Origin of the sequence: Curtobacterium citri (assembly GCF_030362955.1) — a bacterium.
GTDB classification, from domain to species: domain Bacteria; phylum Actinomycetota; class Actinomycetes; order Actinomycetales; family Microbacteriaceae; genus Curtobacterium; species Curtobacterium citri.
The window spans coordinates 265,321-278,353 of sequence record NZ_JAUCML010000001.1 but is presented as its reverse complement, the minus strand read 5'-3'; the positions used below and the strand labels follow the sequence as shown (position 1 = coordinate 278,353).

At 72.1% G+C, this 13,033-nt stretch carries 13 protein-coding genes and 4 tRNA genes; 4 read left to right on the top strand and 13 right to left on the bottom strand.

All coding sequences use genetic code 11. The features are described 5' to 3' along the window. Positions 1 to 31: 31 nt before the first annotated feature. Together secE and QUG92_RS01385 are read right to left on the bottom strand one after the other, a co-directional pair. Entirely contained in the window at positions 32 to 295 is a 264-nt protein-coding gene (secE, locus tag QUG92_RS01390; RefSeq protein ID WP_411266605.1) for a preprotein translocase subunit SecE, read from the bottom strand. Between the two features lie 36 nt (positions 296 to 331). Beyond that, a tRNA-Trp gene (locus QUG92_RS01385) sits at positions 332 to 404 on the bottom strand. A gap of 129 nt (positions 405 to 533) precedes the next feature. Between QUG92_RS01385 and QUG92_RS01380 the strand changes: the two genes are divergently transcribed. Next, positions 534 to 1,784, top strand: a complete 1,251-nt coding sequence (locus QUG92_RS01380) for a pyridoxal phosphate-dependent aminotransferase (protein WP_289457404.1) — start codon at positions 534 to 536, stop codon at positions 1,782 to 1,784. Between the two features lie 85 nt (positions 1,785 to 1,869). Here QUG92_RS01380 and QUG92_RS01375 read toward each other — a convergent pair whose 3' ends face one another. The 3 genes from QUG92_RS01375 to QUG92_RS01365 are packed head-to-tail and all read right to left on the bottom strand — an operon-like array spanning position 1,870 to position 3,775. Beyond that, positions 1,870 to 2,889 (bottom strand): UDP-N-acetylmuramate dehydrogenase, encoded by a 1,020-nt coding sequence (locus QUG92_RS01375; protein ID WP_289457402.1) that lies wholly within the window; start codon positions 2,887 to 2,889, stop codon positions 1,870 to 1,872. Between the two features lie 14 nt (positions 2,890 to 2,903). Then, on the bottom strand, positions 2,904 to 3,329 hold the full coding sequence (locus tag QUG92_RS01370) for a MaoC/PaaZ C-terminal domain-containing protein (RefSeq protein WP_289457401.1): 426 nt from the start codon (positions 3,327 to 3,329) through the stop codon (positions 2,904 to 2,906). Further along, positions 3,326 to 3,775, bottom strand: coding sequence for a MaoC family dehydratase N-terminal domain-containing protein (locus QUG92_RS01365; RefSeq protein WP_083263847.1), 450 nt, complete (start codon positions 3,773 to 3,775; stop codon positions 3,326 to 3,328). Before QUG92_RS01365 ends, QUG92_RS01370 begins: the two co-directional genes overlap by 4 nt. Positions 3,776 to 3,893: 118 nt before the next feature. On the opposite strand from QUG92_RS01365, the gene QUG92_RS01360 reads away from it, so the two are divergent. Beyond that, entirely contained in the window at positions 3,894 to 4,271 is a 378-nt protein-coding gene (locus QUG92_RS01360; protein ID WP_182045970.1) for a hypothetical protein, read from the top strand. 285 nt (positions 4,272 to 4,556) lie between these two features. Here QUG92_RS01360 and QUG92_RS01355 read toward each other — a convergent pair. The 5 genes from QUG92_RS01355 to QUG92_RS01335 form a co-directional block, all read right to left on the bottom strand. Further along, positions 4,557 to 4,633, bottom strand: a tRNA-Met gene (locus tag QUG92_RS01355). A 32-nt stretch (positions 4,634 to 4,665) separates the two neighbouring features. Continuing rightward, positions 4,666 to 4,737 (bottom strand) — tRNA-Thr (locus QUG92_RS01350). Positions 4,738 to 4,829: 92 nt separating this feature from the next. Beyond that, a complete protein-coding gene (locus QUG92_RS01345) occupies positions 4,830 to 6,005 on the bottom strand; it encodes a M23 family metallopeptidase (protein WP_289457399.1) in 1,176 nt (391 codons plus the stop codon). A 144-nt stretch (positions 6,006 to 6,149) separates the two neighbouring features. After that, positions 6,150 to 6,962 carry an inositol monophosphatase family protein gene (locus QUG92_RS01340; RefSeq protein WP_434533033.1) on the bottom strand — a complete coding sequence of 271 codons (813 nt, stop codon included), beginning with the start codon at positions 6,960 to 6,962 and terminating at the stop codon, positions 6,150 to 6,152. Between the two features lie 114 nt (positions 6,963 to 7,076). Beyond that, positions 7,077 to 7,158 (bottom strand) — tRNA-Tyr (locus tag QUG92_RS01335). Positions 7,159 to 7,320: 162 nt separating this feature from the next. On the opposite strand from QUG92_RS01335, the gene QUG92_RS01330 reads away from it, so the two are divergent. Together QUG92_RS01330 and cls are read left to right on the top strand one after the other, a co-directional pair. Further along, the gene (locus QUG92_RS01330) at positions 7,321 to 7,809 is read left to right on the top strand and encodes a YajQ family cyclic di-GMP-binding protein (protein ID WP_069712130.1); all 489 of its coding nucleotides are present in this window, start codon (positions 7,321 to 7,323) and stop codon (positions 7,807 to 7,809) included. A 7-nt stretch (positions 7,810 to 7,816) separates the two neighbouring features. Beyond that, on the top strand, positions 7,817 to 9,277 hold the full coding sequence (gene cls / locus QUG92_RS01325) for a cardiolipin synthase (protein WP_289457396.1): 1,461 nt from the start codon (positions 7,817 to 7,819) through the stop codon (positions 9,275 to 9,277). Positions 9,278 to 9,403: 126 nt separating this feature from the next. Here cls and QUG92_RS01320 read toward each other — a convergent pair whose 3' ends face one another. The 3 genes from QUG92_RS01320 to QUG92_RS01310 are packed head-to-tail and all read right to left on the bottom strand — an operon-like array spanning position 9,404 to position 13,020. Then, positions 9,404 to 10,522 carry a heparan-alpha-glucosaminide N-acetyltransferase domain-containing protein gene (locus QUG92_RS01320; protein ID WP_289457395.1) on the bottom strand — a complete coding sequence of 373 codons (1,119 nt, stop codon included), beginning with the start codon at positions 10,520 to 10,522 and terminating at the stop codon, positions 9,404 to 9,406. A gap of 10 nt (positions 10,523 to 10,532) precedes the next feature. Beyond that, a complete protein-coding gene (locus tag QUG92_RS01315) occupies positions 10,533 to 11,903 on the bottom strand; it encodes an FAD-dependent oxidoreductase (protein ID WP_289457394.1) in 1,371 nt (456 codons plus the stop codon). 40 nt (positions 11,904 to 11,943) lie between these two features. Beyond that, positions 11,944 to 13,020, bottom strand: coding sequence for a polyprenyl synthetase family protein (locus QUG92_RS01310; protein WP_069712326.1), 1,077 nt, complete (start codon positions 13,018 to 13,020; stop codon positions 11,944 to 11,946). Positions 13,021 to 13,033 lie beyond the last annotated feature (13 nt).

Here is a 13,033-nt window from a genome sequence, read left to right as displayed (position 1 = left end):
ACCGACCACCATCGGGCCGGCCGCCGTCGGGTCAGACCGTGGGACCGTTGCCGAAGACGTAACCGACGCCGAGACCGAAGACGAAGTCGAGGATCGAGACGAGGATCATCATGACGACGACGAAGACGAGCACGACGCCGGTGTAGCTGAAGAGCTCCTTGCGCGTCGGCGTGACGACCTTGCGGAGCTCGCCGATGACCTGGCGGATGAAGAGCGCGATGGCAGCGAACGGCCCTCCGCGCGCGGCGCGGTCGGCCTTCGCCTTCGCGACGACGTCGTCCGTCGTCGTCTCCATGTCCTTGCTCGCCAACTTCACACCTTCCGGAACTTGCAGGGCGGACAGGACTCGAACCTGCAACCTGCGGTTTTGGAGACCGCTGCTCTACCAATTGAGCCACCGCCCTAGAGGGGACGAACCCCTCGGGGCACGGAGCGAGACCGTTCCGTGCGCCGGTGGTCGAGTGTACGGGAGTCCGTCACACGCTGTCCACTCGGCCCCCGCCACGGCGTGCCGCGTCGGTAGGCTGGGGACCGTGAGCACCGCAGCCCCCGGCCCCGAGTCCACCGCCCCCGAGTCCGCGACCACCGACCACCCGCGCATCGCCTCGCGCATCGCCGCGATCGCGGAGTCGGCGACCCTCAAGGTCGATGCCAAGGCCAAGGCGCTCAAGGCCGCCGGCCGCCCGGTCGTCTCGTTCGCCGCGGGCGAGCCCGACTTCGCGACCCCGCAGCACGTCGTCGAGGCGGCCGTCCTCGCCGTGCAGGACCCGGCCAACCACCGGTACACGCCGGCCACGGGTCTGCCGGAGCTCAAGCGCGCCGTCGCCGAGAAGACCGCGCGCGAGTCCGGCGTGACGGTCGACCCCGCGCAGGTCATCGTGACGAACGGCGGCAAGCAGGCCGTCTACCAGGCGTTCCAGACTGTCGTCGACACCGGGGACGAGGTCCTGCTCCCCGCGCCGTACTGGACCACGTACCCGGAGGCGATCCGGCTCGCGGGCGGCACCCCGGTCGAGGTCTTCGCCGGCAGTGACCAGGAGTACCTGGTCACCGTCGAGCAGCTCGAGGCCGCCCGGACGCCCCGCACCAAGGCGCTGCTGTTCTGCTCGCCGTCGAACCCCACCGGGTCGGTGTACTCCGCCGAGCAGACCCGGGCGATCGGCGAGTGGGCGCTCGAGCACGGCATCTGGGTGATCAGCGACGAGATCTACCAGGACCTGGTCTACGACGACGTCCGGTTCACCGGCATCCTCGAGGCGGTCCCCGCCCTCGCCGACACCACCATCCTAGTGAACGGCGTCGCGAAGACCTACGCGATGACCGGCTGGCGCGTCGGCTGGTTCATCGGCCCGGCCGACGCCGTGAAGGCCGCGTCGAACCTGCAGTCGCACCTGTCGTCGAACGTCGCGAACGTGTCGCAGCGTGCGGCGATCGCCGCGCTCACCGGTCCGCAGGAGCCGGTCGCGGCCATGCGCGAGGCGTTCGACCGCCGTCGCCGCGCGATCGTCGAGGGGCTCAACGCGATCCCGGGCTTCGTCACGCCGACGCCGAAGGGCGCCTTCTACGTCTACCCGGACGTCACCGCGCTGCTCGGTCGCGAGTGGGCCGGCACGACCCCGACCACGACCCTCGAGCTGGCCGACCTGATCCTCGAACACGCCGAGGTCGCGGTCGTCCCGGGCGAGGCGTTCGGCCCGTCGGGCTACCTCCGCCTGTCGTACGCGCTGGGCGACGACGACATCGCCGAGGGCGTGCGTCGCCTGGCGGCGTTCTTCTCCGCGTGACACGGACGACGGCCCGCCTCCGGCAGGAGGCGGGCCGTCGGTCTGCGCCGTCGTCCTGCCGGGAGGCGCGTGACCGGCCCGGTGGTCAGCTCGCGGCGAGCAGGTCGCCGACCACGACGGGCTCCGGCACCAGGGAGACCCCGAAGCGGTTGAGCACCGTCACCTGCACGTAGCGGGCCAGCTCCGCGACCTGCGCAGCCGTCGCGTCGCCGCGGTTCGTCAGCGCGAGGGTGTGCTTCGAGGAGATCGCGGCGCGCGACCCGGGCACTGCGTACCCGCGGTGCACCCCGGCGTGCTCGATGAGCCAGGCGGCGCTGAGCTTGACGTCGTCGCCGGCCGGCCACCGGGGTGCCTCGGTCGGCAGCGTCTCGGCGAAGGCCGCGGACACGATCGGGTTCGTGAAGAACGACCCCGCGCTCCACGTGTCCAGGTCGGCGTCGTCGAGCACCATCCCCTTCGAGGACCGCAGGCGCAGCACCGTCCGCCGGATCGTGAGCGGGTCGACGGGCGTGCCGAGCTCGACGCCGAGCGACCCGGCGAGCTGGGCGTAACGGACCGGAACACCGGCGTCCGCCGCGGCCCCGAGCCGGAACTCCACGGTCAGCACGACCCCGCGCCGCCCGTGCTTCAGGGTCGAGGTGCGGTAGCCGAGCGCCAGCTCGGCCGCGTCCACCCACGCGCGGTCCCCCGTCGACGCGTCGAGGAACTCGATCCGGGTGAGCACGTCGGAGAGCTCGACCCCGTAGGCGCCGATGTTCTGCACGGGGGCGGCACCGACCGTGCCCGGGATGCCGCTCAGTGCCTCCAGGCCGGTCCAGCCGTTCTCGACGGTCGTGGCGACGAACCGGTCCCACGGCTCACCGGCCGCGACGCGGACGGTGACGCCGTCGTCGTCGGGATCGGCCTCGAGCCCGTGCGTGCGGACGAGCACGACCGTGCCGGCGAAGCCGTCGTCGGCGACGAGCAGGTTGCTGCCGCCGCCCACGACCAGCCACTCGTCGTCCTGCCACGCGGTGTGCGCGTGGGCGACGAGTTCCTCGGTCGTGTCGGCGGTCAGGAGCGTCGCGGCGGGTCCGCCCACGCGGAACGTGGTCAGGTCGGCCAACCGCGTCGACACGGTCAGCGGAACACCACCGTGACCTGCGCCTTGCCGAGCACGGTCTGCCCGGCGGCGGTCACGGTCAGGTCGATGCGCTGCGGACGACCCTGGTCGTCGACCGTGCCGACCTTGGCGACGACGCCGACGGTGGCGCCCTGCTCCGGGTCGACCACGACGGGGCGGGTGAACCGGACGCCGTAGCCCGCGACCCACCCGGTGTCGCCGAGCCACTCGGCGACCGGCTGCACGGCGAGGCCCATGGTGAGCATGCCGTGCGCGAGGACGCCGGGGAGCCCGACCGACGCGGCGACGTCGTCGCGGTAGTGGATCGGGTTGAAGTCGCCCGAGGCGCCGGCGTAGCGGACGAGGGCGTCGCGGGTCAGGTGGACCTCGCGCTCGGCGACGACGGTGCCGACCTCGAGCGCGGTGGCGGGTGCGGCGGTCATGCGTCGTCTCCTCGGACCACGAGGGTGGAGGTCGCCGTGACGACGTGCTCCCCCGTGGCGTCGTCCATCGTGCTCTCGGCCGTCACCATGGCGTTGCCGCCGAGGGTCTTGACGCTCGTCACCGTGAGGGTCGCGGTGAGCTCGTCGCCCGCCACGATCGGTCGGTCGTACGTGAAGGACTGCTCGCCGTGCACGACACGAGAGAAGTCGATGCCGGCGTCGGGCTCGGCGAGGAGCTGCGCGAGGGTGGCCTCCTGCACGACGACGGCGAAGGTCGGCGGCGCGACGACGTCGGCGTACCCGGCGGCGCGGGCGGCCTCGGGCTCGTGGTGGATCGGGTTCGTCGCGAACACGGCGCGCGAGAACTCGCGCACCTTCTCGCGACCGACCAGGTAGGGCTGGGCCGGCGGGAACGTCCTGCCGACGAGCTCGGGGTTCACTGACACGGACGGCAGTCTACCGAGCGCCCGCGACACGCCCCCGGTCGTGAGGTTGCATCGGCTATGCTCGTCGCACGGCTTCCGGGGGGAGGTCGGGGAGGACTCCGGGTTCGGGGAGGAACACATGGAGCACACGACGCAGTACGCCGTCCACACGGGAGACCGCTGCACCGCCATGGAGGTCGCCGGTGCGGCGCTCCGGCAGAGCGGCCACCGGGTCGAGTCGACCGGGGGCACGATCACGGCGACGACGGGGAACCGCCTGCTGACCATCCTGCTCGGGGCGATGGTGCACCCGTCGCGGGAGTTCCGGCGGTACGAGCTGTCGACGACCGTCACGGGGACCTCGACCACGATCACGCTCCGCCACGCGCAGCACGCCACGGCGGTGTCCGGCGGCAGCATCGGCGCGGGACGGCGGCGCACCGCGTGGCGGCAGGTCTCGACGACGCTGGAGCGGGCGCTCCGCGCCGCCGGGCTGCTGACCACTCCCACGCGCTGAGGGGCGGCGGGGGTCCGGGGGTCGGGGCGGACCGATACGGCGCTGTGCAGCTGCGGGGCCCCTGGCGAGTTCGGGCGTGCCCGGCGGGATCGGGAGTACCTGGCGAGTTCGGGCGTGCCTGGCGGGATCGGGCGTACCTGGTCGCAACGGACGACCAGGTGTGCCCGGTTCCGCTCGGTACCGCGCATGCGATGGGAAGGAACGGGCAGCGGGAGCGCCGGGCGCAGCGGGAGGGCGGACGCGCCCGGGAACGACGAAAGCCCGGCGAACTGATCGCCGGGCCCGTGGTAGCGAGGACGGGACTTGAACCCGTGACCCCACGATTATGAGTCGTGTGCTCTAACCAACTGAGCTACCCCGCCAGAGATCCGGAGCGACTGCCGCTCCGGGTCGGAGCCCCGAGTCAGGATTGAACTGACGACCCCTTCCTTACCATGGAAGTGCTCTACCACTGAGCTATCGGGGCGAGTGCCGCTCGGCGGCACCACACGAGAGTAGCAGACGCGCGGCGGTGGTCAGGAACCGGGCGTGACGCCCGGGCGTGCCGCCGCTCCCCCGCTAGTTCGCGTTGGCGCGGAGCCAGGTCAGCGGGTCCACCGGGACACCGTCGACGTGGATCTCCAGGTGCAGGTGCGGGCCGGTCGAGTTGCCCGTCGAGCCGACCTCGCCGAGCTCGTCACCCACGGCGACCTGCTGGCCGGTGACGACCTTGAACGTGCCGTCCTTCATGTGCCCGTAGACGCTGACGAACTGCTTGCCGTCGACGTCGTGCTGCACCCAGACGTCGTTGCCGAAGCCGCCGTCGTGCGCCTGCACCTTGATGACCGTGCCGGCAGCGACGGACCGGATGGGCGTGCCCTCGCCCGGGGCGAAGTCGACGCCCATGTGGTTCGTCGAGCAGAACGAGCAGCCCTCGACCTGCCGACCGCCGAAGCCCGACGTGATCGGGACCCCCGTGAGGAACGGCCACTGGATCGTGCCGTTCGGGTCGTTGGAGAACGAGGACGAGTCGACGTTGGCGTACTGCGTGGCCGCGGTCACGGAGTACTGGTCGCGCGCGGTCTCCGCGTCGCCGGCGGCCTGTCCGACGCTGAGCGACTGAGCGTCGCCCGCGGTCGTGCGGAGGGCGGTCGTGTCCGCCGGCGGGACCCAGAGCGCCTGCGCCGGCAGGGACGTCGAGACGACGAGCCCGGCGGCGAAGAGGAGTGCGCCGACGGCCGTCACGCGCGAGGCGGTCCGCCGGAAGGACACGCCCCGGTCGACGTGCGGAGCTGCCGCGGGTGCCTTCGGCGTGGCCGGGATGTGCCGGGTGGCCCGGTCGACGTGCACGGCGGCGGCGGCCCGGGACGCACGCGGCGGTCGGTCGGCTGAGGGCGCGCGTCCGGTCCCGCGACGCGCCCGCTCGGGCGCCGGGGCGACGGACGTCGGCGTGTGCGTCGCATCGGCCGCCGGGACCGCGTCGAGCACCGGCGCCACGTCCGGCGAGACCGGGGCCGGCGGCGTCACGGCGCCCGCCGAGGGGGAGGGGCGGACGGGCGAGGCCGGCGCGAGATCGATCGGCGAGACCGGGGCGGCAGGCGTCACCGGCGCGGCGGGACCGTCGATGGACGGCTGTACCGCGGCCGCAGCAGCCCGTCGCTCCGCTTCGATGCGTGCACGTCGGGTGAGGTGCACCACCGGCTGGGGACCGGTCGTGACGTCGGGCGAGGTGAGCGTTCGGGGAGCGTGGGGCATGTGTTCGGTGGTGATCCTGATCGGGGCGCGAGGCGCTCGTTGGTAACGAGCAGGTAACGGGACTGCAGCACGCTAGCAGGGGCCGCCGCGCGCCGCCAGTCGGGTGCACGTCGGTGCAGTGCCCAGAGGGAGAGCCGTCGGCGGTCAGCCCCCGAGGACGTCGGCCTCGAGCCGCCGGACCAGGGCCTCGAGCTCGTCGGCCACCGCGGGGGCGGTGAACAGGAAGGAGCGGGTGCCGCCGGCCTCCCACACGCGGACGACCGCACCGGCCTCGGCCGCCACCACCGCACCGGCCGCCATGTCCCACGGGTTGATGCCGCGCTCGTAGTACGCGTCGACCGTCCCGGCCCCGACCGCGCAGCAGTCGAGCGAGGCCGCTCCGGCACGCCGGACGTCGCGGACCTCTCCGATGAGCCCCGCCAGGACCGCGACCTGCTCGCGCCGCCGGTCGGCCGTGTAGCCGAAACCGGTCGCGACGAGCGTCTCCGCCAGCGACGCCGGAGCGGCGACCCGGAGCGGTGCGCCGTCGCGCGTCGCACCCTCGCCGCGGGCCGCCCGGAAGACGGTGCCGGTCGCGGGGACCACGACCACCCCGGCGAGTGCCTCCCAGGTCGTCGGGTCGGCACTCCCCCGCACGACGCCGATGCTGACGCCGTACTGCTCGCTGCCGTACAGGTAGTTGACCGTGCCGTCGATCGGGTCGACCACCCACGTGATGCCCGTGGTCCCCGCGCCCGACCCGGACTCCTCGCCGTGGAAGCCGTCGTCGGGTCGCGCCTCGGCGATGCGGGACCGGACGAGTGCCTCGACCTCACGGTCGGCGGCCGTGACCACGTCGACGATGCTCGACTTCCGGTCCGCGACCTCGACGCCCTCGGCCCGGCGGCGGGCGGCGAGGGCCGCGGCCTCCCGGGCGATCGACTCGGCGAGGTCGGCGAACTGCGTGGGCGTCAGCATGTCGGACATGCGACCAGCCTGCCCGAACGACGTCGTGCTCGCCGGGATCGCAACCGGTGGAACGAGAACAGCCCCGTCCGATCCGGACGGGGCTGTTCGATCCGTTGCGGACCGTGGCAAGTGAGGGATTCGAACCCCCGAAGGCTACGCCGGCTGATTTACAGTCAGATCCCTTTGGCCGCTTGGGTAACTTGCCGTGTGCGCACCCAGCCGGTGTGATCACCAACCGAAGGCGCGGTGAAGAGCATAGCCGATCCCGGAGGGTGCTCGTGACCACAGGGGGACGTGACGAGGCGCTCGTCCACAGCCGCCGGGAGTGACCGAACCGGGCCCGGCGTGCGCCGTTAGGCTGTCCGGCATGGCAGACAGTTCCTTCGACGTGGTCAGCAAGGTCGACAAGATGGAGGCGGAGAACGCCCTCAACCAGGCCGCCAAGGAGATCGAGCAGCGGTACGACTTCAAGGGCGCCGACGCGTCCATCGCCTTCAGCGGTGAGGACGTGCTCATCAAGGCGAACTCCGAGGAGCGCGCCAAGGCCGTCCTCGACGTGCTGCAGAGCAAGGCGATCAAGCGGAACATCTCGCTCAAGAGCCTCGACGCCGGCGACCCCTACCCCTCGGGCAAGGAGTACCGCATCGAGGTGAAGTTCAAGAACGGCATCGAGCAGGACGTCGCGAAGAAGATCGGGGCGTTCCTCCGGGCGAACGCGCCGAAGACCGTCAAGAACCAGATCCAGGGCGACGAGCTGCGCGTCTCGTCGAAGAGCCGCGACGACCTGCAGAACACGATCCAGCTCCTCAAGGGTGAAGAGTTCGACGTGCCGCTGCAGTTCATCAACTTCCGCTAGCGCCCCCGTGGAGCACTGGCTCGGCGTCGCGATCACCGTTCTCCTGGTCCTGCTGGACCTGGCGATCCGTGTCTTCTCGATCATCTACGTCCCGTACAACCGGAAGCCGCAGACCGCGACGGCCTGGCTGCTCGCGATCTTCCTCATCCCGTACATCGGGTTCATCGTCTTCCTGATCATCGGGTCGACGAAGCTCCCCCGGGCACGACGCGAGAAGCAGACCGAGATCAACGCGTACATCCTCGAGCAGACCGAGGGCATCGAGCGCGTGCGTCGCGACCACCCGTGGCCGCCGTGGCTGGAGAGCATCACGAAGCTCAACCGCGGGCTCGGCGCGATGCCCCTCGTGGGCGGCAACTCGGCCGAGCTCTACCCGGACTCGTACGAGTCGGTGCAGGAGATGACGCGGGAGATCGACCGGGCGCGGCGCTTCGTGCACGTCGAGTTCTACATCGCGACGCTCGACGACACGACCCGGCCGTACTTCGAGGCACTGGCGCGGGCACAGGCCCGCGGGGTCACGGTCCGGTTCCTCCTCGACCACTGGGCGAGCCGCGGGTACCCGGGCTTCAAGGACGCCCTCGCGTTCCTCGACCGCGCGGGCATCGAGTGGCACCTCATGCTCCCGCTGCAGCCGCTCCAGGGGAAGTTCCAGCGCCCGGACCTCCGCAACCACCGGAAGATCATGGTGATCGACGGGTCGGTGGCCTTCACCGGGTCCCAGAACCTGATCGACCCGTCGTACGACCTGAAGTCCCACATCGAGCGGGGCATGGTCTACAAGGACCTGTTCGCCCGGTTCGAGGGCCCGGTCGTCGCCGGCCTCAACGCCCTGTTCGTCACCGACTGGTACAGCGAGACCGACGAGCTCCTGCTCCGCGAGAGCGATCCCGTGCAGCGCGCGGACCGCGGGGACGCCCTCGACTGCCAGGTGGTCCCGTCGGGCCCCGGCTTCGACGGCGAGAACAACCTGCGCCTCTTCAACGCCCTGCTCTACGCCGCGCAGGAGAAGGTGTCGATCACCTCGCCGTACTTCGTGCCGGACGACTCGATGCTCTACGCCATCACGACGACGGCGCAGCGCGGGGTCGAGGTCGAGCTGTTCGTCGGCGAGATGGGCGACCACGCCATGACGTGGCACGCCCAGCGGTCGTACTACGAGGAACTCATGCGCGCCGGGGTCCGGATCTGGCTGTACCGCGCACCGACGATCCTGCACGCGAAGCACTTCACGATCGACGACGACGTGTCCGTGATCGGGTCGAGCAACATGGACATGCGGTCCTTCAGCCTCAACCTCGAGGTGTCGGTGATGGTGCGCGGCCGCCGGTTCGTCGACGCCCTCCGCGAGGTCCAGGACGCCTACAAGGAGGCGTCCTTCGAGCTCACGCTCGACTCGTGGCTCGAACGACCGCGCCGGTCCCAGGTGCTCGACAACATCGCGCGCCTGACCGCCGCCCTGCAGTAGCGTCCGGCCGGGAGGCACCTGCGCGCGTCCGTCACGCGGGTCGCGGGACGACGTGCCCGCCTGACGGCGTGGGACGGCGTGCCCACGGACGACGCGGGACGACGTGCCCACGGACGACGCGGGTCGTCAGCGCGGCGCCGTGACGACGTCCGCGACCCAGGCGACGAGGCGTTCGAGCGGGCCCCGTCCGAGGAACGCCCGCCACGACATCGCGAACAGGACCGACCCGATCGCGAACCAGGCCCACGCGGCACCGGAGTCCGGGTACCCGGGCAGGCAGGCGATGACGACGATGTGGCCCGCGTAGACCGTCAGCGGCATCGAGCCGACCGCGGCGAGGGGGTACGCGATGCGCGCGACCGTCCGCCCCCGGCCGTCGACGAGCAGCGTGCAGAGGGCGACCACCGCGACGGCGATCCCCGCCGTCCCGACGACGTCGACGATCGACGACGAGTGGTCCCGCGGCGACAGGAACAGCTGCGCCAGCGCCGCCGACGGCGAGCTGCCGTCGGGCGCGTACGGCACGCCGGGGAAGGCCAGCCCGGTGCTCGCGGGCACCGGGGCGAGCGCGTTCCCGACGGCGTACGCGGCGGCGGCGGCCACCGTGCCGGACGCGAGGAGCGCGACCTGCGCACGCCGCCCCTCCAGACCGACCCGGGCGACCGCGAGACCGACCAGCACGTACGCCAGGAAGGTGACCACGGGGTAGACGAGGCCCAACTGGACCTCCCACGTGCCGGCGCCCGCGTAGAGGGGCGCGACGGCGATCGCCACGAGTGGTGAGACCACCGCGCAGACGACAGCGAGCAGGACGAGCCAGACCGGGCGCACCCGGAGGACCGGCAGCACGAGCAGGAAGAGCGCCCCGTAGGTGGGCAGGATGACGTAGATCGGCGTCTCGAGCGCCATCAGGGCCAACCCGATCGCCACCACGACGATCGCGCGGACCGCGAGCCGGGCGCGGACCAGTCCGATCGCCGGCGGCCCGGGCGGACTGGTCCGACCGCTGGTGAGGCCGACCGAGACACCCGCGAGCACCGCGAACAGCGTCGAGGGCCGGCCGTGGGCGACGGCGGACCACGTGCCCGGGTCGGACCAGTCGACCTCGTCGGCGATCCCGCCGATGTGCGCGGCCATCATGCCGAGCAGCGCGAGCGCGCGGGCGACGTCGACCCCCTGCAGGCGGCCGGGAGCGACGAGCACGCCCCGCGTCGCGGTGGGCGGTGCGGGGCGTGCGGTGGTCATCGTGCGGCGCTCAGCTCGTCGCCGAGCTGACCCGACGCAGCGAGACGTCGACCATCTCGTCGCGCGGCACGACCTTGATGCGCTCCCGGCCCTCGGGGGCACCGAGCGCCTGCTCGTGCTCGTCGAGGGCGTGCCAGCCAGCGAGGTCGGTGAAGTCGACACCGCGGTCCCGGAGCAGCGCGGGGACGGCCTCGGGCGAGGGGTCCGCCGGGGTCCACCAGGACGCCTGGTCGTTCACGATGTGCTGCACGGTCTCCATGGCGTCGGACTTCGTGTGGCCGATCAGCCCGACCGGTCCGCGCTTGATCCACCCCGTGGCGTACACGCCGGGCACCTGGGAGCCGTCCTCGTCGAGCACCTGTCCCCCACGGTTCGGGATGACGCCGGTGCGCGCGTCGAACGGGACACCGGGCAGCGGTGACCCGAAGTAGCCGACGGCGCGGTAGACGGCCTGCACGGCGAGCTCGCGCACCTCGCCGGTGCCCTCGACGCCGCCCTGCCCGTCCGGCCGGGTCCGCTCGTACCGGATCGCGCTGACGTGGCCGTCCTCGCCGACGAACTCGAGCGGCTTCGCCCAGAAGTGCAGGTGGAGCCGGCGGCTCGCCCGGCCGACCTCGCGCGTGCGCCACTGCTCCAGGACCCGGTTCATCACCATGACCTGCTTGTTCGTCTGGATCGCCGTCAGCGATGCCTCGTCGTGGTCGAAGTCCTCGTCGTACACGACCATGTCGACGTCGCGGAGCTCGCCGAGTTCGCGGAGCTCGAGCGGCGTGAACTTCACCTGCGCCGGACCGCGGCGGCCGAAGACGTGCACGTCGGTGACGGGCGACGCCTTGAGCCCCTCGTACACGTTCGCGGGGATCTCGGTGGGGAGCAGGTCGTCGGCGTGCTTCGCCAGGATGCGCGAGACGTCGAGGGCGACGTTGCCGTTGCCGATCACCGCGACGCTCGACGCCGTCAGCGGCCAGGTGCGCGGGACGTCGGGGTGGCCGTCGAACCAGCTCACGAAGTCGGCCGCACCGTACGAGCCCTCGAGCTCGACGCCCGGGACGTCGAGCTCGGCGTCCTTGATCGCTCCCGTGGAGAACAGCACGGCGTGGTAGTGCTGCTTGAGGTCGTCGAGCGTGATGTCCTCGCCGAAGCGCACGTTGCCGAAGAGCCGGACGACACCGCGGTCGAGCACGTCGCGCAGCGCGTTGACGATGCCCTTGATCCGCGGGTGGTCGGGTGCCACGCCGTAGCGGACCAGGCCGTACGGCGCCGGCAGCTGCTCGAAGAGGTCGATCGACACGTCGGTGCCGTGGGCCTCGCGCAGCAGGATGTCGGCGGCGTAGATCCCGGCGGGACCGGCGCCGACGATGGCGAGTCGGAGGGTTGGCACGGATGGCTCCAGTTCGTTCGGGCGGGATGCTCCCGGTGGGTCAGCGGCTGCGTTCGACGACGGACTCGGCGAACCGGGTCAGCGCCCGCTTCACGGTGCCGCCGGGCAGCGGTTCCAGGGCCGCGACGGCCTCCTCCGCCCAGCGCACGGCGACGGCCCGGGTGGCCGTGGTCGCCTCGTGCTCGCGCAGGGCGGCGACGGCGGACTGGTACGGCGACGAATCGACGGCATCGTCGGGCGCGTCCTTGACGTCGTGCTCGATCCGGGCGACCAGCGCCGCGGCACCGTCGTCGCGCGTGGCGAGCCGGCGGAGCTGCAGCAGCGGCAGCGTGTCCACGCCGGCGCGCAGGTCGTTGCCGGCGATCTTGCCGGTGCGGGCCCCTGCCGGAGCGAGGTCGATGACGTCGTCGACGAGCTGGAAGGCCACGCCGACCTTCTCGCCGAACGTCCCGACCGCGTCGAGCCAGGCCCGGTCCGCACCCGAGAACATCACGCCGGCGCGGGCCGCGGTCGCGATGAGCGACCCGGTCTTGTCGCTGAGCACCTGGATGTAGTGCTCGACCGGGTCGTCGTCGGGCTGCGGGCCGGTGGTCTCGTGCAGCTGCCCCATGCAGAGGCGCTGGAAGGTCTCGGCCTGCATGCGGATGCCCTCGGTGCCGAGGTCGGCCGTGATGAGGCTGGCCCGGGCGAAGAGGAGGTCCCCCGTGAGGATGGCCACGTTGTTGCCGTAGGTCACGTGCGCGGCGGGGACGCCGCGGCGCACCGGCGCCTCGTCCATGACGTCGTCGTGGTACAACGAGGCCAGGTGCGTGGTCTCGATGCTCACGGCGGCCTTGACCACCGCGTCGGTCACGCCCTCGCCGAGCTGCGCGATGAGCAGCGTGAGGGTCGGACGGATCCGCTTGCCACCGGCGGAGAGCAGGTAGCGGCTCGTGGTGTCGGCCAGCGTGTCGGTCGACCGCATCGCCTCCTCGAGGCCCCGCTCGACGAGCTCGAGCCCGTCGTCGACCGCGGCGATGAAGCGTCGCTCGGACGGCGTGGCGAACAGTCGCTCGCCGATGCCCAGCGAGGCGCGGAGGCTCGGTGCGCGGCGTGCGACCGGGACGCTCGGGTTCAAGTGCTGCTCCGTG